Origin of the sequence: Pseudoalteromonas ulvae UL12, from assembly GCF_014925405.1 — a bacterium.
In the GTDB taxonomy this organism is placed as follows: domain Bacteria; phylum Pseudomonadota; class Gammaproteobacteria; order Enterobacterales; family Alteromonadaceae; genus Pseudoalteromonas; species Pseudoalteromonas ulvae.
Genome location: NZ_AQHJ01000029.1, coordinates 1 through 22186, shown reverse-complemented (window position 1 = coordinate 22186; position 22186 = coordinate 1). Strand labels below are relative to the sequence as shown.

Annotated in this window: 19 protein-coding genes; 7 read left to right on the top strand and 12 right to left on the bottom strand. The window is 41.2% G+C overall.

All coding sequences use genetic code 11. The features are described from left to right. The first annotated feature begins 89 nt into the window (after positions 1 to 89). Entirely contained in the window at positions 90 to 2411 is a 2322-nt protein-coding gene (locus PULV_RS12520) for a Tex family protein (RefSeq protein WP_193331882.1), read from the top strand. A 66-nt stretch (positions 2412 to 2477) separates the two neighbouring features. Here PULV_RS12520 and PULV_RS12515 read toward each other — a convergent pair whose 3' ends face one another. Beyond that, positions 2478 to 3098: a dUTP diphosphatase gene (locus tag PULV_RS12515; RefSeq protein ID WP_086744860.1), complete on the bottom strand. Its 621-nt coding sequence runs from the start codon at positions 3096 to 3098 to the stop codon at positions 2478 to 2480. Between the two features lie 113 nt (positions 3099 to 3211). Here PULV_RS12515 and PULV_RS12510 point away from each other — a divergent pair, with 113 nt between their 5' ends. Beyond that, complete coding sequence (locus tag PULV_RS12510; protein WP_086744861.1) at positions 3212 to 3847, top strand: peroxiredoxin-like family protein; 636 nt, start codon at positions 3212 to 3214, stop codon at positions 3845 to 3847. 106 nt (positions 3848 to 3953) lie between these two features. Here PULV_RS12510 and PULV_RS12505 read toward each other — a convergent pair whose 3' ends face one another. The 6 genes from PULV_RS12505 to PULV_RS12480 form a co-directional block, all read right to left on the bottom strand. Continuing rightward, the gene (locus PULV_RS12505) at positions 3954 to 4448 is read right to left on the bottom strand and encodes a hypothetical protein (protein ID WP_086744862.1); all 495 of its coding nucleotides are present in this window, start codon (positions 4446 to 4448) and stop codon (positions 3954 to 3956) included. Between the two features lie 151 nt (positions 4449 to 4599). Beyond that, entirely contained in the window at positions 4600 to 6930 is a 2331-nt protein-coding gene (locus tag PULV_RS12500) for a fatty acid cis/trans isomerase (protein WP_193331881.1), read from the bottom strand. Between the two features lie 2 nt (positions 6931 to 6932). After that, positions 6933 to 7334 carry a hypothetical protein gene (locus PULV_RS12495; protein WP_227009404.1) on the bottom strand — a complete coding sequence of 134 codons (402 nt, stop codon included), beginning with the start codon at positions 7332 to 7334 and terminating at the stop codon, positions 6933 to 6935. A 45-nt stretch (positions 7335 to 7379) separates the two neighbouring features. Next, positions 7380 to 8045: an SDR family oxidoreductase gene (locus tag PULV_RS12490; protein WP_193331880.1), complete on the bottom strand. Its 666-nt coding sequence runs from the start codon at positions 8043 to 8045 to the stop codon at positions 7380 to 7382. 82 nt (positions 8046 to 8127) lie between these two features. Next, entirely contained in the window at positions 8128 to 8916 is a 789-nt protein-coding gene (locus PULV_RS12485; RefSeq protein ID WP_086744866.1) for a VOC family protein, read from the bottom strand. Positions 8917 to 9063: 147 nt separating this feature from the next. Then, positions 9064 to 10923: a methyl-accepting chemotaxis protein gene (locus PULV_RS12480; RefSeq protein WP_193331879.1), complete on the bottom strand. Its 1860-nt coding sequence runs from the start codon at positions 10921 to 10923 to the stop codon at positions 9064 to 9066. Between the two features lie 272 nt (positions 10924 to 11195). Here PULV_RS12480 and PULV_RS12475 point away from each other — a divergent pair, with 272 nt between their 5' ends. After that, a complete protein-coding gene (locus tag PULV_RS12475; RefSeq protein ID WP_086744868.1) occupies positions 11196 to 11789 on the top strand; it encodes a hypothetical protein in 594 nt (197 codons plus the stop codon). A 4-nt stretch (positions 11790 to 11793) separates the two neighbouring features. Here PULV_RS12475 and PULV_RS12470 read toward each other — a convergent pair whose 3' ends face one another. The 4 genes from PULV_RS12470 to PULV_RS12455 form a co-directional block, all read right to left on the bottom strand. Next, positions 11794 to 12141: a hypothetical protein gene (locus PULV_RS12470; RefSeq protein WP_193331878.1), complete on the bottom strand. Its 348-nt coding sequence runs from the start codon at positions 12139 to 12141 to the stop codon at positions 11794 to 11796. An 80-nt stretch (positions 12142 to 12221) separates the two neighbouring features. Next, a complete protein-coding gene (locus tag PULV_RS12465; protein ID WP_086744870.1) occupies positions 12222 to 12953 on the bottom strand; it encodes an oxygen-binding di-iron domain-containing protein in 732 nt (243 codons plus the stop codon). Further along, positions 12950 to 13573, bottom strand: a complete 624-nt coding sequence (locus tag PULV_RS12460) for a chemotaxis protein (RefSeq protein ID WP_086744871.1) — start codon at positions 13571 to 13573, stop codon at positions 12950 to 12952. The genes PULV_RS12465 and PULV_RS12460 overlap by 4 nt, the downstream gene beginning before the upstream one ends. Before the next feature lie 332 nt (positions 13574 to 13905). Next, positions 13906 to 14643 (bottom strand): hypothetical protein, encoded by a 738-nt coding sequence (locus PULV_RS12455; RefSeq protein ID WP_086744872.1) that lies wholly within the window; start codon positions 14641 to 14643, stop codon positions 13906 to 13908. 164 nt (positions 14644 to 14807) lie between these two features. Between PULV_RS12455 and PULV_RS12450 the strand changes: the two genes are divergently transcribed. After that, the gene (locus tag PULV_RS12450; protein ID WP_086744873.1) at positions 14808 to 15188 is read left to right on the top strand and encodes a hypothetical protein; all 381 of its coding nucleotides are present in this window, start codon (positions 14808 to 14810) and stop codon (positions 15186 to 15188) included. 65 nt (positions 15189 to 15253) lie between these two features. Here PULV_RS12450 and PULV_RS12445 read toward each other — a convergent pair whose 3' ends face one another. Further along, entirely contained in the window at positions 15254 to 16882 is a 1629-nt protein-coding gene (locus PULV_RS12445) for an endonuclease (protein ID WP_227009403.1), read from the bottom strand. Between the two features lie 452 nt (positions 16883 to 17334). Between PULV_RS12445 and PULV_RS12440 the strand changes: the two genes are divergently transcribed. From PULV_RS12440 to PULV_RS12430, 3 genes are read left to right on the top strand one after another with little or no spacing between them, the layout of a single operon-like run. Further along, positions 17335 to 19143 carry an assimilatory sulfite reductase (NADPH) flavoprotein subunit gene (locus PULV_RS12440; protein ID WP_193331877.1) on the top strand — a complete coding sequence of 603 codons (1809 nt, stop codon included), beginning with the start codon at positions 17335 to 17337 and terminating at the stop codon, positions 19141 to 19143. A 50-nt stretch (positions 19144 to 19193) separates the two neighbouring features. Further along, positions 19194 to 20903 carry an assimilatory sulfite reductase (NADPH) hemoprotein subunit gene (gene cysI, locus PULV_RS12435; protein ID WP_193331876.1) on the top strand — a complete coding sequence of 570 codons (1710 nt, stop codon included), beginning with the start codon at positions 19194 to 19196 and terminating at the stop codon, positions 20901 to 20903. Positions 20904 to 20956: 53 nt separating this feature from the next. Then, positions 20957 to 21697: a phosphoadenylyl-sulfate reductase gene (locus PULV_RS12430; protein ID WP_193331875.1), complete on the top strand. Its 741-nt coding sequence runs from the start codon at positions 20957 to 20959 to the stop codon at positions 21695 to 21697. Positions 21698 to 22186 lie beyond the last annotated feature (489 nt).

Sequence of the window (22186 nt, the reverse complement as noted above, 5' to 3'; positions counted from 1 at the left end):
ACAATCAGGCCATTAGTTACAATCAATTGGTGCTAATAATTCATCTGATTGATTTAAGAAACAAGTGAAAACTGAAAAAAGGTTCATGAATGACCACAATCTCACAGCAGCTAGCACACGAATTAAACGCATCTCAACAACAAGTCGTTGCCGCCACCAAATTACTCGATGAAGGTGCAACGGTGCCATTCATCGCTCGATACCGTAAAGAAGTAACCGGCGGCTTAGATGACACACAACTGCGTTTATTAGAGCAACGCTTAGGTTATTTGAGAGAATTAAATGAACGCAGAGAGTTCATACTCAATACCATTAACGAACAAGGCAAGCTCAGCGATGCTTTAGCCAGTGATATTCAAAGCGCGCAAAGTAAAACAGAATTAGAAGACTTATATTTACCTTATAAACCAAAACGCCGCACTAAAGGTCAAATAGCCATTGAAGCAGGGTTAGCACCACTTGCTGAAACGCTCTACAGCAACAACGATCTTGACCCTAATGTGACCGCTCGAGATTTCATCAACACTCAAGCTGGTATTGCTGATGAAAAAGCAGCTCTTGATGGCGCTAAGTTCATTTTAATGGAACGCTTTGCTGAAGATGCCAAGTTACTTGCCAAACTACGCGCCCACTTAAAACAACATGCATTTATTGAAAGCAAATTGATCGCAGGTAAAGAAAAAGAAGCCTCTAAATATCAAGATTATTTTGCTCATAGCGAGTTGCTTAGTAAAGTGCCTTCTCACCGAGCATTGGCCATGTTACGTGCCCGTAACGAAGGTTTTATTAATTTAGAACTCAACCCTGATCCTCAGTCTGAGTCTCCGCACGAAGTATGCAGCAACATGATTGCTCAACACTTTAAGCTCGACACTCAAAATAACGCAAACAGTGCATGGTTACTGACCGTCGTGCAATGGACATGGAAAGTTAAACTAAAACTGCATTTAGAAAATGAGTTTTTAGCCAGCATGCGCGAAAAAGCAGAAACGGCTGCGATTGATGTATTTGCAAAAAACTTAAAAGACCTGCTGATGGCTGCACCTGCCGGTGCTAAAACCACCTTAGGACTCGATCCTGGCTTACGTACAGGTGTGAAAGTTGCAGTGGTTGATCAAACAGGTAAATTACTTGCTACCAACACTATTTTCCCTCATGCACCGCAAAATCACTGGGAAAAGTCATTACGAACACTGGCACAAATTTGCCGTCAGCATAAGGTTGAATTAGTCGCGATTGGCAACGGCACTGGCTCTCGAGAAACCGATAAACTCGTAGCTGAACTCATCAAAGCTGAGTCCGATTTAAAGCTCAATAAAATCGTCGTCAGCGAAGCCGGAGCGTCAGTATATTCAGCCTCTGAATTTGCAGCAAACGAGTTTCCTGATTTAGATGTATCGTTGCGTGGGGCGGTCTCCATTGCTCGTCGCTTACAAGATCCTCTTGCTGAACTCGTTAAAATTGAGCCTAAGTCGATTGGTGTGGGCCAATATCAGCACGATGTGTCACAGAGCCAGTTGGGTCAAAGCTTAGTTGCTGTTGTTGAAGACTGTGTAAACGCTGTAGGTGTCAACGTCAACATGGCCTCAGTGCCATTACTGACCCGTGTGTCAGGTTTAAATAAAACCTTAGCGCAAAACATTGTTCGCTTTCGTGATGAGCATGGTGAATTCAATAGCAGAACCGAACTCAAAAAAGTAGAGCGTTTAGGTCCTAAAGCCTTTGAACAAGCCGCTGGTTTCTTGCGTATCAATCAAGGTAAAGATCCGCTAGATGCATCTGCTGTGCATCCTGAAGCTTACTCAGTGGTCAAAAAGATGGCTCAATCAAGCCAAGTTGAAGTGGCTGCTTTAATTGGTAACAGTGAGGTATTAAAAGCGCTGAATCCAGGTGACTTCACCTCTGAAGAGTTTGGTGTGCCTACCATTACCGATATTATTGGTGAACTCGACAAACCAGGGCGCGATCCTCGCCCTGAATTCAAAACAGCCTCATTTAAAGAAGGCGTGGAAAAAGTATCCGATTTAAAACCAGGCATGATCTTAGAGGGTGTCGTATCAAACGTCGCTAACTTTGGTGCGTTTGTTGATGTCGGTGTTCATCAAGATGGTTTAGTGCACATATCGGCCATTACCAACAAGTTTATTTCCGATCCACGTGAAGTGGTCAAAGCCGGTGATATTGTCAAAGTCAAAGTGCTTGAAGTCGATGCATCTCGTAATCGCATTAGCTTTACGATGCGTTTAAATGATGACTTACCTGCGCCGCAGAGTAAGGGACAATCTGCGCCAGCGAAAAAGTCTGGGCATCATGCAGCCAGTAAACCTGCCAGAGCGAAAAAAGAGATGCCAAACCCAGCGTTTGGTAATGCCTTTGCCGATGCCTTTGCCAAAGCAAAAACTAAAAAATAAGCGCTAAAAGTTAGATGTTAAAAAGGCTCTTTTCAGAGCCTTTTTTATTCGCTTAAACCTTTACAATTAAGCTGGATAGCGGGCTTCTAAACCCTGATAGACTTGCTTTGCAAACTCAGGGTGTGAAGTATCAAGAGATTTCACCACTTCAACTAAATGCTCGTTATCTTCTTGGCCATTCCATACCTTGATGTAGCTACCATCTTTATAGCCATGGTCTTGACGAAAAAAGTTAAGCGTATTCTTACCCACATAACCTCGGTATAAGTCATCTAAACTCATGCCAATTTGTTGCATACAACCCGCAAAAGCGGCCGCATCAAAACGTTTTTCCATAACAGCAGCGCCCGCTAATAACTCTAATGTTTGCTTAAAATCATCGGCAACAACCGGTTGGGAAATATCAGCAAAGAGTTGCTCTGCTAAAGTGTGATAACTTGTTTGACCATCAATACGCATCGCAATGCCAAAATGAAAGATGTCCACTAACTCTAAGATGACTTGATCGGTATCGGGGGTTTGTTTTTTCCACCATTTCCAACCATAGTGATCAAGCATTTCGGCACATTCAACCCAAATTGCTCGATACCATTCAAAGCCCTGCTCGAACCACTGCGGATGAATTTTAGTGTTCATCGCATTTTGCATTTCAAGCATGGTCGCTAATTTTGAAATATCTGCAGACATCGCTATTCTCTATTTTGAAACTGAAAGGCTCATCATACTCGAAAGTCAGAGTACGTGAAATTTTTTTACATAAACTCCGTTCTTATTCACCACACTCACAAATAAGACCTATTATGAAATATATTTATTTAGCTATTTTGATGTTTATTAGCCCTCTGACCCTCAGTGCTGAAGCGTTTAATATTAAAGCCTCAGCAGAGCAAGTCAGTCCGCTGCTACCGGGTTTAACAGTACCAAATAGTCAGGTACTCAATCCGCAAGGCAAAGCGCTTTCTACTGATTCCCTTTTCGCTAAAAAGCCAACTGTGCTGGTTGTGTATCGCGGTGGTTGGTGTCCATTTTGCAGTCGCCAATTAATGGGGTTACAGCAAATAACCAGTAAACTTGAAGCGCTAGGGCTACAAGTCGTTGCTATTTCGCCAGAAAAACCCTCTGTTTTAAAAACCAGCAAGCTCGGTGCAGGCTATCAATTACTGTCTGATATTGACTTAAGTTTTAGTCAAAAAATGGGATTGGCTTTTTATCTAGAAGATAAAACAGCGCAAATATACCGAGATAAACTTGGCGTCAATTTTGTCGGGATCGATGGGAAGACTCAAGTCGCCTTGCCTGTGCCTGCAGTCTTTTTAATCGACACACGTGCCATGGTGCACTTTCAATATACTAACCCTAATTACAAAGTACGTTTAAGCAACGATGTCCTTCTCAGTGCTGCACAACAAATGATCAAAGATACGCAAGCTCTTTAATTGAAGTAAATTGAATTACAGTGGCTCGTTGAAAGATTGATAAAACCAGAAGACACAAAAAAGCACACTGATGTGTGCTTTTTTGTGTCTTAAATATCCAGAGGCCTTATCTCAGTTCAAAATCACATTCATCAACAATGACGTAACGAGCTGCAAAGGTTTCTCCGGTATTAAATTCAATACGCATCGCTTTTAAATCAAATAGTGGATGCGGGTAATTATTGATCCAATCCATAGTTGCATGACAAACCGCTTCCAATTTATGTAAACGAAAGCTGTCCATCACGACAACGGCCTCATTACCTTCTAAAAAACTGCGCTCCACATTCTCAGGCCAATCCGAGTCTGGGAAATTTTGAGTTAAAAAGAAGGTTAAGTCACGATTGTCGATTGGATCTTTAACTTCTTCAACAACAGACTTTGCTCGGCGCGCGAACTGTAATAAAGATTGCTGCTGATCCACTTCCATTTGGCGCTCACCTGCAGTACAACTGCGAGTGGTGTATCGTATTTCCCCTGTTGGGCTTACACATTTATTTAATTGTTTTTGAGCAAAGCTCATTGTTGGTAATAACAACAATAACGCTATTAGATATTTCATTTTTATTCTCAACAATGTTTTTGGCAACATTTTCATCATCAACCAACACTGTGTGCGGGTGTTCAATTGACATTTAATTTACAAATGCTACCGCAATTTTATGTCAGCAACAACTATAAGCATCCGCTATCGGAACATTCTTTTTTAATTGTCATCGGTTCTCAAAGCGATTGTAATCGAACAAACCAAAGGCATCACCGGTATATTGTTTCGCAACATCATGTAATAAGTCACTATATTTCCAAAAGTCAGGATCGGTACGGCGAATCGCAAAACGAGATTTGAGCACCTGATAATCAGCCAAGGTTTTTATATTCTTGAACTGCGAAATGAACGAAGACACTTCATTTGGACCGACATACCAAATTACGGCAGGGTAATCACCAATGAAACCTCTAGCCACTGTTAACGTGTCTTCAGCATACGCGCGCTGAGATGCTTCATTTAATAAGCTAGTAATATTGAAATGAGCATTATTCTTAATTATCGAATACGCGCGGTGACTATCGTTATCAGGAATCAATATAAACGAGACTTGAGGTAAATGACTCATACTGTGGCTTGATACCTGCTCAAGCGCTCTGAGCTGACTAAAGTCATCTTGCGTGAACTCATGAGTTTGCGATAACACTGGCTTAAGATGCTGTTTGAGTTTGGTATATAACTCCGTTTGTGGATCATCTGTTTGATACGCCACCCCAGACTCTTGAATGAAGCGATTTTTATCTTGCATATATTCATTAAAGCTCAGAGTAGCATTTCGATACCAGTATTGATGGGTGCGCTCTCGGACATTGGCAGGAAGCAATGCTAAGAAATTTTGCTCGCCTTCAATACGCAGAAAATCCATGTAAAGTCGGGTATTAAGCTGGTGACCCACATTTCCGTAAACATCAAAGCCCGCCACCAGCAGATAGTGAATACGTTCAAACAAAGCATAATCGATAACCCATGCTGTTTTGGGTGGTTGACCTACCAACCCTTTGGTAACGGTCGCACTATCGAAATGGCGAAAAATAGTCAGGGCGGCATTGTGATTATGCCCTTCACCTTGCCATATTAAGTCGAGATTTAACTTACTGGTGTCTTCGAATACTGTGTTCATAAGATCCATCTTGGCTGAAAAGTATTTTAACTGAGCCTGAGCATATTTAAACCAAGAGGCCACTGGCAGGACGGCACTTTGATCTTGAGCAGGTAAAGTTAATACATCTTGATTTTTAGCTAAGAATTGGCCTATATCTGCTTTACTGCTTTTATCGGGATCAACAAAAAACACCCAAAAATGATCATTAATCACATTGAGTGCAACTTGCCCTCGACAGACAGGCCCTTTTATAAAACCCATAATAACAAGTTGGGCTTCGTCGAGCATAAATTGGTATTTAGCTGATGTAGGAATAGCTTCATAAACCTTAAAAGGGTTGGCGCTAATCTCTGGCCGATAGCTAGGCAACGAAGCAACCTGATAGTCAGGAGCAAGAAATTGCTGGTAAATACGCGCTAACTTACTATCGTTCAATGCCAAAGGTAAATGCGTCTTTGCCAGCACAGTACTTTTATCGTGGCGAAGACGATAGTACACCCGAGACACTTTAGGGTCATCAATCGGACGTAAGGTATTAATTTGCTCAATGGGCTGCCCTGGTGGGGTTTTTGAACGGACTAATTTGAAAAAGCTACGATTAGGCTGAGCATCAAAATAAATATGGGCCAAAAACCAATGCTCATAAATATAACGAGCCATCAACTGATGTTTATTTGATGACTGATTTAAAAATGCTTCCCATCGAGCAACTTGCTCACTCTCCAACACACTGGGTTCATTAATCTGCGCCATTTTAGCGCCATCCATCAGCCAAGCTTGTAAAGTGCTAAATTCTTGTTGGGATAACCCCGGAAAGCCGTATGGCATCCCCGCCAACGGATTATCTTGTGCAAACTGCTGATAACCTTCTGCTGAAGGGCAACTTTGATTACGATCGAGAGAAAAATCAAACTCATCACCCAACACCGCTTGCTCAGGCAAAGGGTGAGCCAGCTTTAACACCAATGACTGATGCATGACACTGGCTGCTAAGTTTACGTCCGGATGTTGCAGATGTTCATTTAAAACCGGTTTGAATCCCCGTTCTCGCCATTGCTCTATAGTATGCGCATCAAGGAATAGTCGCTGTGGAGTCGCCGCGAGTAACCGTGCACCATCGTAAACTAGTTCTTCTGTGATGCCACGATCAATGCCTTCTGGAGAAGATAGCTTTAACTGGCAAGGGGCATCGTAACATCCATGACATACGACACAGCGACTCTCTATAATAGGTTTGACGGTATCGAGGTAATGAATTGCTTCGCGATCGTGTGACTGAGTCATTCTTAACTGTGGCGCAGGCTCACCATAAAGAGTATCAAATTGCGTCACGCCATACAGGGCGCACCCTGTCATCGTGATGATCAAACACACTAACGCGAAACGATTAAACATTGTTATTCCTCGCCTTCTAAACCTAAGTCAAAGGTTGGCATAAAATCCATATGTGGAGAAACAAAGACACGTTCGTCATCAGTTGTGAGCATGGCAGCAACTAACGGGCCGTGGCTAATTTGCAATTGTGCAGCGTGGGACTCTTGTAATAACCCGTGATATGCCGAGTTGATGGCTTCTAGCTGATAATCATCAAGATATAAACACGCATTATTATCAACATCGGGATTCACACATAACTCATCAATTAAATCTTGATTTAACGTGATATCGATACATAAGTCAGGTTGCTCTATGTCACGCTCAGCCAGCGTGTCATTTAAAATAAATAAAGGTAAACGTAGTAAGTTTCCAGCAACGAGTTCCATAAAAAAGATCCGAATAAACAAAGTTAGTCGGATCATAGCAAATACTTACTCGCGGCAGTAGTTAATCGATAGAATCACGATCTACCAAGGCAAAACTTCACCATTGGAATGCCAAAAAGTACCAGTTGTATCTAGAGTTAACTCATCAATACGCGCAATTAATCGACTCGATGCCTCTTGAGGAGAAATATCGCCTGCAAAGCCAACCATCTGTGTTTGCACAAAACCGGGATGTAAAATTGCTACAGCAATGCCTCGTGGTTTAAGTTCATGTGCGAGGCTAACGCTTGCTGCATTAAGAGCCGCTTTAGACATTCGATAACCGATATACCCACCCGAGGTATTATCCGCTATCGATCCCATACGACTGGTGATCATTGCAACTTTCGCGCCTTCTACTAAGTTCTTTTGCAATGCAGCAGTGACACGAATAGGACCTAAGCTATTAATTTCCAATTGCTTTACTATCGCATCAAAGTCAATATCAGCGAGGGTTTCATTATGAAAAATCCCTGCGTTATTAATTAAAATATCAATACTGCGTCCATTAAGTCGTTGCGTTAACGAGGCAACATCTTCAGCTAAACTGACATCAATGCCATCAATTACATTAAGCGCTAGCGCTTTTAGCTCTGAAGACGCTTCTCGCACAACCGCTGTCACCTCATATCCTTTTGCTAAATAATGCTGACAAAAGCTCAGTCCAATCCCACGATTTGCTCCGGTGATAACTACATGTGCAGACATATTAAGTCCTTATAAATTGAAATAAAAAAGGTGTAACTACTGTTACACCTTTTAACATAAGGGCGAATTGTGCCAACACAAGCTATTGCGGCGTTTCTAATTCAATAATTGAAAAAACGGCCCCTTGTGGATCGGTAATCACACTAAACCGACCAACATTTTTTATTGAGGTAGGCGGAACGCAAACTATGCCCCCTAATTGAGTTGCTTGATCTGCCATTGCGTCACAGTTGTCTACAGCAAAGTAAGTCATCCAATGCGCGGGGATATCTCCCCATTCATCGTTCATCTCTAGCATACCCGCGACAGGCTGACCGGCGATTTTAAATTGGGTATAAAGCATGCCTTCCATATCTTCGACATGTGATTCCCAATCAAATAATTGGCAATAGAAAGCACGACTTTGTTCAGCATTTTTCGTGGCAAGCTCAGTCCAACACACAGTGCTTGGTTCGTGTAACTTTCGCGCACCTGGGTGAGCCATACCTTGCCAAATAGCGAAAACAGCTCCTTGTGGCTCTTCAAATAAAGCCATTTTACCCGCATCGCCCACTGCATGAGGGCCGTGAATCAATCTGGCACCTAATGCTTGCGCTTTTGCTGTAACCACGTCAACATCATCAACGGCGACATAACTTAACCAATGACTAGGAAGATCAAGCTCTATCCTTGTCGCTTCCATTTGGTACATAGCTGCAATATCTGCCCCTTCTTTTTGCAGCATAGTGTAAAACAAATCGGGTCCTATAGGCTGGTCATCGACCCCCCAGCCAAACAAAGTAGTATAAAACTCTTTACCTTGCTGCCAATTGTGTGTGCACAACTCAGACCAACAAAACGTTCCTGCTTGGTGTGAAGAAAAATCAGCCATATTCATTCCAAATGTTATTCAGTAATCTATTAAAATATAAGACTTTAAACAGAAACGCCACTTAAGAGTGGCGATTTCATACTTTCTTTGTAGCTCTATAACCTCAGCTCTGGTTGAGAGGTTTATTATCCAGAGTTCTGGAATTTATTAACTCTTAAACCAACTGATTGCATCATCTAATTGATGTGCTTGCTCAGAGACTTGTGCAGAGGCCTGAGCATTTTGCTGGGAATTATTGGCAAGTTCGTCTGCGTAATCGCTAATTCGCACAATATTGAGGTTTATTTCTTGCGCAACAGTCGATTGTTGCTCAACCGCAACAGCAATAGTCGAGGTCATATCGGATACTTCTTGGATATCGGCAATAATGTCGGAAAACGCCGCACCAGCCAACTCAGTTTGTTCTGCAGTTAACAGCCCCTGCTGTTTACATTGGTCAATGCTACCGACAATATTTGATGTACTAGCTTGCAGCTCATTAATTATATCCGTGATTTCTGCTGTCGATTCTTGGGTCTTAACAGCAAGAGAGCGCACTTCATCCGCGACAACAGCAAAACCTCGGCCTTGCTCACCGGCTCTTGCAGCTTCAATAGCTGCATTTAACGCTAATAAGTTGGTTTGCTCGGCAATTCCTTTGATTACCGTTAACACGGCATTGATGGCATTACTTTTGTCCTGCAATAAATACACTTGTTTAGCTGATTCGACTAATTGAGAACTCAACGCAGTCATGGCTGAAATAGTTGACTGCACTTGAACCTGCCCACTTTGTGCGTTAGTTGATACCGCATCAACACGTTTGGCTGTTTGCTCTGCATTGATGGCTATATCATGAGCAACCGCCCCCATTTCAGTCACAGCACTGGCGACTGTTTCAACTTCCATTTTTTGCTGCACTAATTGCTGACCACTTTGATCGACACTCATTGCCACACGTGTTGATTCAGTATTGACGATATCAACAGCACTATGAATAGAGCGAATTACCGATAAAAACTTTCCTAACAACTCATTCACTGAGCGCGCTAATTGCCCAATCTCATCTTGACTGTGCTGAGTAATGGTTAAACGTAAATCACCAGTTTGTGTCACCTTGGCAATATCGGTTATTGCACTATCAATACTATTGGTGATCGAACGAATGACCAGTAATAAAAGTGTTAATAAGATAACCGCCATCAGCATACTAAATGACCACTGCAGCGTTTGAGCATCGTTGTATTCTGACACTTGTACTTGATGCAACTCCGCCACCAGCGCTTCAACCGTATCATCTAGGCGCTGTTGTATTTTATCTAACTCACTTTTCAATCCTGAGTCTGTGTTTTTATACCCGAGATGATTGTATTGCTCACTCGCTTTCATAAATGCAATCAAATATTGATCTATCGCTTTGAGATTACGGTGACCCGATTGTTGCATATAGGTTTTGAGCGCTTTAACACCACTTGCTACTTTATCTAGATACTTACTTTGACCGCGAATAATAAAATCTTTTTCGCTGCGGCGGATCTGCAATAACAGCACCAACGCTTTATCATCTTGATTCTGCTGTGCCAATGCCTCCAACTCATGAACTTTACTTCGGAGCTCACCTCGCAATCCTTGGTTTTGATCGTATCCGTACTGCTCCATGGCATGACTCATTTGCTCAAAATTACTTAACAAGTCATTGAATGCCTGTGAAATAGAGTCAAATTTACCAGAGCGATAATCCAATTGATTAATCACTTGCTGTAGGTTGGCATTGGTTTTTAATGCGTGGTTCACCACCTCTTCCATTTGTGGTAAATATTTAGGGTCAGGTTTAGCTAAAAATGCCACTTCGATTCTTAGTGAATCAGTCACTGCACTTTCAATCAGAGATAATTGATCTTTGGCATCGGCAATAACTTGTTTTTTATTGGCAATATATAAATTTAACAATGACAAACATAAAAGCGATGTCATCGCCATTAGAGCTAATAGTTGTAGTTTTCTTTTTATTGTTAACGCTTTGAACATAGAGGTACTCTCGTTGATCGCAGATCCCGATGCGGTGACTAGATCCTTTTCAGGGCTGTTATGTGTAACATAACCACTGAACCTATTATCGGCAGCACAGTGATAAACTAAAATAAAATTTTCTTAAATTGATAAATAAATCATTTAAATATCATTTATTTAACAAATGAAACACATTTGCATTTCGCGCTATTAGTGATTCATCGAAGAAGCCTTGCGCTGTCAAAAAAACAAATTATGCTAGTGATTTAAATTAGCCAATAGAGTGCACAATGAAAATATCGACTATCGCCACTGCAAGCTGCTTACTTTGGGGACACAGCGCATTTGCGCAAGCTCCTCTTGTTTCCATTCCAACCCAAGATCAATTTTTTGACAAACTAAGTGTACTGTGTGGCAAAGCTTTTAGCGGAAAAGTGACCGAAGGGAACAGTGCTGATAGTGCTTTTAGTGAAAAGAAACTAGTCATGCACGTCAGGCGTTGTACCGATTCAGAGCTACAAATACCTTTTCATGTTGGTGATAATGCTTCTCGTACTTGGATAATAACTAAAACAGGTTCTGGGCTCTCTCTTAAGCATGATCATAGAATGAAGAATGGCGAAGATGATAAATCAACCATGTACGGTGGACACACTGTCGATGCTGGTTGGCCTCAGGCTCAATCATTTCCTGCAGACCACTATTCAAAAGAGCTGTTTGTTGCTTCTGGCATTCCACAATCGACTGGGAATACATGGCACATGTATATTTACCCTGAAAAATTCACTTATCGTCTGACTCGAGAAGGCCGAGAGTTTCGAGTTGATTTTGACCTCACTCAACCAGTACAGGCACCACCTGCGCCGTGGGGCTACAAAGATTAGGTCTTTATTTATTCGCCTTTAATTCACAGCGCAGCTGAACAGTTAAAGGCGCTTGATACGCCCTAGGCTCAGTTGGGAGCGCACGGTACTCTTGCACCCCCGATATGACTTTAAGGGCAAATGGCTGCTCTTTGCACAACACTGATGCCTGACGTAATAAAAAGACACTTTGATTAGCAAAATGCGTGTACGTATCTGCGTCTATTTCAAGCAAAAACTCTTGTTCTGAATAAGCCGTCAGTGAGTAATGAACTTTATGATCAAAGTCGTACAAGCGCTCAGCTTTAGCGAGTTGTTCAGCCTGACCTGCGCAGCTCACCAACAATAATAACCCGAGTATTTTTGATAACATTAACGACCCACCTAAATAAAAAAGCCACTTTATCATGTGATAAAGTGGCACAATGCAAAAATAGCCCACTAAAAGCAAGATTAAACAGCCGAACCGACATCCAACTTTTCAAACCAAGCTAAAAACTCCCCAACACTGTCTCCTTTAAAAATTCGGCCATGCTGAGGCGCCATCATCTCAATATCGAGTTCACGTACGCGCGCAATCCAGTTCATTTTGGCACGATTTGATGGCATCCAACGCTTGTGGAAATACTCCATTTTTGGAATGTGCTTAGCAAAATCGTCAACAAACATAGGGGCTTTAGTAGACTCAAGTGCAGCCCCTAAATCGCCACTCATTAAGATTTTTGCTTCAGGATCATAAACATTAAAATTCCCTGAAGAGTGTAAATAATGCGCAGGGATGAACTTTAAGCTAGTGCTGCCGAGCATAAAGTCGCCGCCTTCGTCTTTTATTGGCATAAACTGAATGTTTTCCATGCCAAAATGCCTAATAAACTCTTCCCATAACCAAGGAGCATAGAGTTTGGCATTCGGAATGGTTTTATCCCACAACCCAAGCGATGAAATGATGTCAGGATCTTGATGTGAGGCAAATAAAGTCGTTAATTTATCTAACTCGATATGACTTAACACTCCTGCAAGCATAGGCGAAAACAATTCAATACCACCTGGATCAAGTAACACAGACTCTTTATCGTTAACGATGAGGTATTGATTAGTATCGATTATTTTTTCAGGCTTAGCCGGATCTCGTGCAAAAACAATCCATTTATGATGCTTACCTTGATAGAGAACACTTGATTTCATTTAATGATCCGTTGTAATTGTGAGAGGGTATTTAAGTTAATCGTAATTGCTGTTTTTATTCTCAGTGCCGCTGAGGCAATATAATCAGAAACCGATTCTAAACTGTCGCAGTATTCGCCCGCCTGCGATGCTTCAACTCGCGATGTCACCGCAATATATTCTGCAGCCCGCATTTGCTGGCGAATTTCCTCAAACTGTGATGTTAATGATTGCATCTCACTTCCTAAATGAGACCAGCATTCCCTTAATTGACTATTCGCTAAATGATTAATTTGTTTAATTTTTGCGTTTTTTCCATCGGTTAATTCATTCGCTCGACCCATATGATTTTTAAACTGAGAGGCGCGCAATTGCTCTAACGCGAGTTTAAATAATAAATGAGAGTGGTTATGGATATCTTGAGTGGTCTTAATGGTTCGAGCTGAAAACTCATCAATAAAATTAGTGATAGATTTAAAGCCTAGCGCAGATTGACCCGCTCGAATGGCAACTACACGGGCATTCTTAGCAGTTAATGACAAGTTCTTCGCCTCAACTAAAATAACATCGAGCTGTGCAACGACTGTCGCCACAATAACAAAACAACTGATTTCTGGATTTTGCTGAGCTTTAATAGGCATTGTTTTTACTATAAAAATTTTGACTTAGCTTAAGCATAGAAAACTTTTTATATTTTGCTTAAAAATCTGCATACAGTTATTTTTGATCTAGCAACGAGCCTCTTGAAAAAACGTAAATAAAGATAGTTCAATGATTAAACGACCCCCATAAAGTAAGTATTACTGACAATTGCAGCTGATGTAATTACTGTGGTTGGTGATGTTCTGGGAATATTTTTCTTTAAGATTTGATTTTTTCTGCACCCTATCATTAGCTCTTGGATTTTGAGAGGGCGCAACTTGTCTTGCATGGGAGTTTAGGAAATATCTGTCGCTATTTTTTCGTTGTCACCTTAGTTATTTCTGACCTTAACTTTTCGAAACAGCGCAAACAAACGTGTTCGCTTGCTTAACCCTCCTTGAAATAACATCAAGATGCCACTTAAACAGAATAAAACCGCTACAACTGAAAAACTAATTAAGAGTGGATTGTTAAAATCCTCGCGGTCTTCATAATCCATAATATGGAGCATCCAAAAGAAATCAAATATGCGCCAAATTGTACTGCGCACTGTTATTATCTGGCCGCTTTGCTTGGAGAAATAAAGGGTTGTAGTAACTGCATCATCAAAAATCACTTGCCATATATCTTTTCGATAACCGACTTCTCTTGGGCCTTCATCAAGGAGCTGCGCCTTGAGTATTTTACCGCTTCCTAAATAATGCAGCTCTGCAAGTTGTTGAATCTCTTGCTTTGATGGCAACGCTAATTGCTCACCTGTTACGGCATTAAAAATGAGCTGCCCATCGGAAGTTTCAATTTTATAAACTGGCTTTGCGAGCACCCCACCATAGGATATTGAGCGAATATCACCGAGATTAGCAATAATGTTATCGAGTGAGGCTGGGAAATTATCTGCAGTAAATGAATGGTTGATTTCTCTTTGAGCTAAATGCTTTCCATGCACCATCTCTAATGGAATCGCACTCATCACTAAGCCACCTAATAACCAAAAAAAGATTTGCAAACCCAGTAAGTAGCCAAGCCATTTGTGTAAGGTGCGAGCGCGTTTAAAAAGGCGTTTATTCATATCGTTTGTTTAGTGATTACTTTTTCGATTTTAAAGACTACCATAAGCCATCATTAAACATCGAAAACTATTAACAAAAAACCTTCTACACTAGAGGTTAAGTCCAACTTGGGTTAGAGTAACCGCTTATCACTTTTAACCCATTTTCACTAATAACGGCCAACATGTCAGAAATTCAATTTTTAAATGTCGATCTCGAACTCGAATCAAAACACGATATTAGTGTCTTAGTTAATGATTTAAAAAAACATGCCGTCATCTTGCACTATCATAACGATGAATATCAACAAGTTGCACGTATTGAAGCTAAGCTCTCAAATAGTACTCCTGATAAAACCATCAATCATTTATGCGAATTGATTGAATCATGCTCCCGTGCGGCACTGAAACAGTGGTTAACCTGTTCAAAACGCACCTTTGATATTGGATTTGAATCTGGCACTTCACCGAAATGCTTCAATCAAGCATTAAGTGATAACACGCTACTGCGAATTTCTGCGATTGGCGCTGGAATGGAAATTACAATTTATCCGCTCGCTCGTTAAATCAAGCTTATAAAAAAGCCGCTTATGACTTGTACAGTCAATAAGGGGCGTTCTTTTTTACATCTTTACTGCCAAATCATGGTCGCAAATTCAGGATGATCAATAAATGGATTGCGATTTCCTTGATGTTCAAATGCGGCATTATTGCGATCAATTTCCTTTTGACTCACTGGATCTTGCTGATGCCAGCGTAACAACATAGTTATATGCCAATTTTCAAAGACTTTATCACTGCTGCCGTTTAATATTGCATCACCATAACTACTATTACTTTGCCAGCCAGCAATCACATTCTCATAGCGAGTAGCCATATAAAAATACGCACGCGCAAGATCTCCTTTAAATTCATCAATTGGTTCAAATACAGTACCTGAAAAACCTAAAGTACTCACAGCTTGTCCTAACTGGCTACCATTAGAAGATGTGAACGTAGCCGCACCTACTTCACCGTATGGAAAACTACTGCGTTTAGAGTTAACAAATCCATCCGTTGCGAAAATATGATGAATATCTGAATTCATTGGCTCCACTTGTCCACCAAACCAACTTTTCGGGAATGAGTGCTCGCGGTTATAGCAACCACCTTCACCACTATAGCTGCCGCATTGATTACTCACTTTTATATAATTATATGAATCAGTACCTTGTGGCTTTTCAGAATAAATATCTAAAATAGAACCATCATTTTCATAGTATTTATCCAGCGCATGTAGCTCATAAAATCCCCAAATTGCGCCATAACCTTGTGCATTGTGGCCAGCAATAATATTGTAAAGCCCAGTTTTAAGATCAAAGCCTGTTAAACCAGTCACAGGGGTATAATAAGTCTCAAGATCTGTTGGAGGAGTGCCTCCGCCATTACCTGGTGATGTTGCAGCAATGGTAAATGTTTTAGATTCACTGCGCCCAAAACTGGCTCCCGATACCACCACATTATTTGCAACGGTTATTTGATAAGATCCTTGACCATACGTGCAGCAAATACCGTCGCCGTAAGCATCATTAATGGTGAAAGTGTATTCACCAGGAAGTAAACAATAGCTTTTTGTATAAAGCGTATTATTAGACAACCCTGTTGCAGATGCGACTTCGCCAGCCGAACCTGTTAATGACCAGCTCGTTTCACTGCCATAATTGTCTGTGGTTAGCGAAAGCGTGGCATTATCTTCAGTGCACTGGTTGTTGTCTGTTGGAGGAGGCGTCGCACTCGGCTGAAAATCATCTACATAAACAATTTCGCTTCCATCAAACCCGGTTACATCATAAAAACGTAAACCCACAGTGATTTTTTTTGATGATGTTGCTGTGTAGGCATATTGAATTTGTTGCCATTGATTTACGCTATGTTCATCAGAGTAACCTTGATAGCCATCAACGATTAACCGTGCTTTAACAGCTCCTTCAGTATGATAAACCCAAGTAGAAAAAGCATAAGTTTGCCCTGCAATCACATCAACTGTTTGCAATAAATCAGTCGATGCTTGACTAGCGGTGTTCACCGTCACCTGCGCAGATGACGAACCCACTTTAACAATATTACTTTGCTGCGTAACAACAATGCCTGAATCAATGGTGTCCCAACCGGCTGCACGACTTCCTTGCCAAGACTCAAAACCACCATTAACGACATCTGCCTGGGCAGAAAAACCTGCCGCGCACAAAATAGTTAATGCTATTTTTTTATTTATTCTCACCTGACAATCCTTAAACTAATTAAATTTGAGGTTATTTTTCTCATTTGAACAGCAACTATAGATGTTCAATGTTAATTATATATTACAATAATTAACAAAAAACACACATTAGAGTGTTTATTTTAATTAAACCTTCGAAAATAGATAACACACTGAAATTTAGTTTTTTTTATGAGCTCACATCACAGCAACTAGAATAATTTATATACAATCATCTTCGTGGATTGTTTTTAAACCATATTTTATAAAAATACAGCTCTTTCATTCCAAAAAAGAATATCAAAGCACTTTCTATTATTTTTTGTATCACCCAGTCAGGAGTATTCTTCACACTCAGGATTATCCTTTTGCTCATCGCTTTAAGCGCGAGCAAAATTGGTAACACAATTTTTAATCTTTGTTGTTTTTACTGTAAGCAACACGGGTCTTTTCAGGTTTATGGGGTATCTACAATGTTGTTAGGTCAACTATCAGCTGCGGCAAGTCCGCTTACACAAGAGCAAGTGCAAAAGCTTCAAGGATTAGTGGCTGAACTAAATCCAATTCAACAAGCTTGGGTCAGTGGTTATTTAACTGCAAATGCCAACTCTGCAATTTTAGGTGCAACCACCCCAGGAGCGGCGGTACAAGCAGGTGAAGCCGCTTCATTGACTATTTTATATGGCTCTCAAACCGGAAATGCAAAAAGTGTTGCAACACAATTAAAAGATCAAGCGCAATCTCGCGGTCTGGCTGTCAACCTTGTAAACATGGCTGATTACAAACCAAATAACCTGAAAAAAGAAAAGTACCTAACTGTTGTTGTATCAACATATGGTGAGGGTGAGCCCCCAGAAGACGCTGAGAACCTCCATGAGTTTCTTGCCTCTAAGAAAGCACCTAAATTAGAGGGTGTTAAAGTAGCCGTGTTAGGGTTGGGTGATTCAAGTTATGAGTTTTTCTGCCAGACAGCTATCGACTTTGAACAACGCTTACAAAAACTTGGGGCTGACGTTATTCTCGAACGTGCTGATTTAGATGTTGATTACGATGCATTAGCAACTCAATGGATTAATTCAGCTCTAGATGCTTTCGAACCGGAACTAAGTGCACAATCAAGTGCGCAAGTTATTCCTATGGCGACTTTGGGTGGCGCAGCGACCACAAGCCAGTACAACAAACAAAACCCATTTGCTGCAGAGCTATCTGTTGTTCAAAAAATTACAGGACGTGATTCAACCAAAGATGTTCGCCATGTCGAAATTTCATTGGAAGAGTCAGGCCTCACTTACACAGCTGGTGATGCCCTTGGGGTTTACTTTTTAAATGATGAAACCTTAGTCGACGAAATCATTGCACTGACTGGCAACTCAGCAGCATCAGAAGTGACGCTCGCAGCAGAAACACTCACACTTCGTGATGCGCTAATCGAAAAATTAGAACTGACTCAGTCTTACCCTGGTTTTGTAGAAAAGTATGCGCAAGCAACTAACAACGCAGAGCTTTTAGCGCTCACCGAAGATAAAGCTGCAATGCGTGAATTCATTGAGCCTCGTCAGATTTTCGACATTATTCGTCAATATCCAGCAACGATTGATGCACAATCATTAGCTGACTGCGCACGTAAACTTCAAGCTCGCTTATATTCAATCGCCTCAAGTCAGTCAGAAGTAGAAGAGGAAGTACACCTAACTGTCGGAGTGGTTGAATTTGATATTTTTGGTAGCCAACATTTAGGTGGATGCTCTGGATACTTAGCGCATCGCGCCGAGGAAGGCAGTAAAGTGAAAGTATTTGTTGAGCACAATGATAACTTCAGATTACCAGCCAACCCAGAAACACCAATCATTATGGTTGGCCCGGGTACAGGGATTGCCCCTTTCCGTGCATTTTTGCAAGAGCGAGACAGCCAAGGCGCTGAAGGTAAAAACTGGTTGTTTTTTGGTAACCCTCACTTCACGCAAGACTTTTTATATCAAGTCGAAATTCAATCATATTTAAAATCAGGCTTATTAACACAGTGTGACGTAGCCTTTAGCCGAGACCAAGCACAAAAGGTTTACGTGCAAGACAAGTTACGCAAACAAGGTGAACAAGTATTTTCATGGCTAGAGCAAGGCGCGCATTTTTATATTTGTGGTGATGCAAATCGTATGGCGAAAGATGTCCATCAAGCATTAATCGATATCATTATCGAACATGGCGGCAAAGATGCTGAACAAGCAGAGCAATACCTCAAAGACTTGCGCAGTAACAATCGCTACCAAAAAGATGTGTACTAAGCTCTGTACACATCCGCTACCGTCACAGTAAAGAATTCTAGGAAAAGAAAATGAGCAAGCCAAATAGTAAACATGACAAAGATGCAAAATTTGCCGACAACGAACGCTTAAAAACACAAAGTAATTTTTTGCGCGGCACTATTGAGCAAGACTTAAAAGATGAAATCACCGGGGGTTTTACTGCCGATAACTTCCAACTGATCCGCTTTCACGGCATGTATCAGCAAGATGATCGTGATATTCGCCCTGAACGCACCAAACAAAAGCTTGAGCCTCTTCATAACGTGATGCTCAGAGCGCGTATGCCAGGTGGTATCATCAAACCAGAACAATGGTTAGCGATTGATAAATTTGCTGATGATAAAACAAGCTATGGCAGTATTCGCTTAACAACTCGCCAAACTTTTCAGTTCCACGGTGTGCTTAAGCCAAATATCAAAGACATGCATCAAATGCTCAATAGTGTCGGCATTGATTCGATTGCAACAGCCGGTGACGTAAACCGAAATGTTTTATGCACAACCAACCCTGTTGAGTCTGAACTTCATCAAGAAGCGTATGAGTGGGCAACAAAAATTTCTGAGCACTTACTCCCACATACCAAGGCGTATGCTGAAATTTGGCTCAATGGTGAAAAAGCCGAAACAACTGAAGAGCCCATTTTAGGTTCGACTTATTTACCACGTAAGTTTAAAACGACGGTAACGATCCCACCCAATAATGAAGTGGATGTGCATGCTAACGATTTAAACTTTGTTGCCATAGCAGATAACGGGAAATTAATTGGTTTCAACGTACTAGTCGGTGGTGGTTTAGCCATGACTCATGGTGATACCGCTACGTACCCACGTAAAGCTGATGACTTCGGTTTTATTTCATTAGAACACACGTTGAAAATCGCAGAGCACGTAGTCTCGGTGCAACGTGATTGGGGTAACCGTGTTAACCGTAAAAACGCAAAAACAAAATATACCCTTGATACATTCGGCTCAGATGCATTTAAAGCCGAAGTCGAAGCCCGTGCAGGAGTAACATTTGAGGCAAGCCGCCCTTATGAGTTCACTTCTCGTGGTGATCGCATTGGCTGGGTAGAAGGTATCGATGGTAAATTCCATTTAACCTTGTTTATCCAAAGTGGCCGTATTTTAGATTATCCAAATCAACCGCTTAAAACGGGTTGTCGCAAAATCGCAGAGATCCACCAAGGTGATTTCCGCATGACTGCAAACCAAAACCTGATTATTGCAGGTGTGCCGGCAGATCAAAAAGACATCATTGAAAAAATAGCTCGTGAACACGGCTTAATTGATGATACTCACACACCACAACGAATCAATTCTATGGCTTGTGTGTCACTACCAACCTGCCCATTAGCAATGGCTGAAGCTGAGCGCTATTTGCCTAGTTTAATCGAAAAAGTCGAAGGTTTACTCGTTAAGCATAGTATTGCTAATGACAACATCATTCTTCGTGTTGTCGGCTGCCCGAATGGCTGTGGCCGCGCCATGCTTGCTGAAGTAGGCCTTGTCGGAAAGGGACCGGGTAAATATAACTTCCACTTAGGGGGCAACAGAGAAGGTACGCGCATCCCTAAGCTTTATAAAGAAAATGTGGGTGAAGATGTCATCCTCGCCGAGTTAGACCAATTAATTGGAAACTGGGCAACACAACGTAATGAAGACGAATGCTTTGGTGATTTCGTCATCCGAACAGGCGTTGTGGCAGAAGTAAAAGTAAGCAAGACTGACTTTTACGCATAATAAGTCAATGCTGTGTGCACTGCACACAGCAATCTGAGAACTGGATTGTGATAATGAATACATTCAAAAATATTTTAACGCTAGACCCACAAAGCCAAAAGGAATTATTGGCCGAGGCAAACGCGCTGCTTGTTGAAAAAACAGCTGAAGAGCGTGTCGCTTGGGCGTTAGAAAACTTACCGGACACCCATTTTCTATCATCTAGTTTTGGTATCCAAGCTGCAGTTATGCTGCACCTACTCACGAGCCAACAATCAGATATCCCTGTCGTTCTAACAGATACTGGCTACTTATTTCCGGAAACCTATCAGTTTATCGACACCCTAACTGAGCGTTTATCATTAAATCTAAAAGTATATCGTTCCGAGCACAGCCCAGCTTGGCAAGAAGCTAAATATGGAAAACTTTGGGAACAAGATGAGCAAGGGATTAAAAAATATAATCAATTGAACAAAGTCGAGCCAATGACTCGTGCTTTAAACGATCTCAACGCAGGCACTTGGTATAGCGGTTTACGAAGAGCACAATCTTCTACCAGAGCAGACAAAAATATTGTTGAATTAAGCCGTGGCACTGTAAAGTTCTACCCAATCATAGATTGGAATAATCGCGATGTTTATCAATATCTGACAAAGCACGAACTACCATACCACCCTCTTTGGGAGCAAGGTTATGTCTCTATGGGTGATGTCCATACCACTCGAAAACTAGAGCCCGGCATGACAGAAGAAGAAACTCGCTTCTTTGGCCTAAACAGAGAATGCGGCCTTCATATAGATGGTGATGGCATCTAAGTACTAGTAAAAATCCAACATGAAACATTTCGCGTAACTTAACGGTTACGCTTTTTTTTACTCGATTTCTTAAAGTCACCTAAAGAAAATTGATTCCTGCCAAAACAAGCAAACTGCACACCCAATTCCAATATGAAACAACCCTTTCATCCACGGAACAGTTGTACTAATTATTGAAATACATAGATAACAGCACCCTTCAAACAAATTAATTAAACTAAAAACTGCACCACTCTTTTTAGTTTATCAACTGACATGCTTCAATAATTTCATTCAGTTTAGGACCTATTAAGAGAATACTTACTTCGGGATGCAATATTACTAAGTAATCACCTCCTCAAAAGTCGCGTATAGAAATATTGCTTACCAGTTGGAAGGAGCTAATAGGAAAATATATTAAAGGAAGAGAAAAATGTACGACGATGCGCCTCAAGAAAGAGATGAGTATAGAATAATGGCCTAATAAGACTCTTTTCAATGTTTGAGGTA

Coding starts and splice junctions, on each gene's coding strand:
- PULV_RS12480 (WP_193331879.1), bottom strand. CDS start 10,923: ATGTTCAAAGCGTTAACAATAAAAAGAAAACTACAACTATTAGCTCTA.
- PULV_RS12485 (WP_086744866.1), bottom strand. CDS start 8,916: ATGGCTGATTTTTCTTCACACCAAGCAGGAACGTTTTGTTGGTCTGAG.
- PULV_RS12505 (WP_086744862.1), bottom strand. CDS start 4,448: ATGAAATATCTAATAGCGTTATTGTTGTTATTACCAACAATGAGCTTT.
- PULV_RS12455 (WP_086744872.1), bottom strand. CDS start 14,643: ATGAATAAACGCCTTTTTAAACGCGCTCGCACCTTACACAAATGGCTT.
- PULV_RS12470 (WP_193331878.1), bottom strand. CDS start 12,141: ATGTTATCAAAAATACTCGGGTTATTATTGTTGGTGAGCTGCGCAGGT.
- PULV_RS12475 (WP_086744868.1), top strand. CDS start 11,196: ATGAAAATATCGACTATCGCCACTGCAAGCTGCTTACTTTGGGGACAC.
- PULV_RS12520 (WP_193331882.1), top strand. CDS start 90: ATGACCACAATCTCACAGCAGCTAGCACACGAATTAAACGCATCTCAA.
- PULV_RS12510 (WP_086744861.1), top strand. CDS start 3,212: ATGAAATATATTTATTTAGCTATTTTGATGTTTATTAGCCCTCTGACC.
- PULV_RS12490 (WP_193331880.1), bottom strand. CDS start 8,045: ATGTCTGCACATGTAGTTATCACCGGAGCAAATCGTGGGATTGGACTG.
- PULV_RS12495 (WP_227009404.1), bottom strand. CDS start 7,334: ATGATCCGACTAACTTTGTTTATTCGGATCTTTTTTATGGAACTCGTT.
- PULV_RS12440 (WP_193331877.1), top strand. CDS start 17,335: ATGTTGTTAGGTCAACTATCAGCTGCGGCAAGTCCGCTTACACAAGAG.
- PULV_RS12465 (WP_086744870.1), bottom strand. CDS start 12,953: ATGAAATCAAGTGTTCTCTATCAAGGTAAGCATCATAAATGGATTGTT.
- PULV_RS12430 (WP_193331875.1), top strand. CDS start 20,957: ATGAATACATTCAAAAATATTTTAACGCTAGACCCACAAAGCCAAAAG.
- PULV_RS12515 (WP_086744860.1), bottom strand. CDS start 3,098: ATGTCTGCAGATATTTCAAAATTAGCGACCATGCTTGAAATGCAAAAT.
- PULV_RS12460 (WP_086744871.1), bottom strand. CDS start 13,573: ATGCCTATTAAAGCTCAGCAAAATCCAGAAATCAGTTGTTTTGTTATT.
- PULV_RS12450 (WP_086744873.1), top strand. CDS start 14,808: ATGTCAGAAATTCAATTTTTAAATGTCGATCTCGAACTCGAATCAAAA.
- PULV_RS12500 (WP_193331881.1), bottom strand. CDS start 6,930: ATGTTTAATCGTTTCGCGTTAGTGTGTTTGATCATCACGATGACAGGG.
- cysI (WP_193331876.1), top strand. CDS start 19,194: ATGAGCAAGCCAAATAGTAAACATGACAAAGATGCAAAATTTGCCGAC.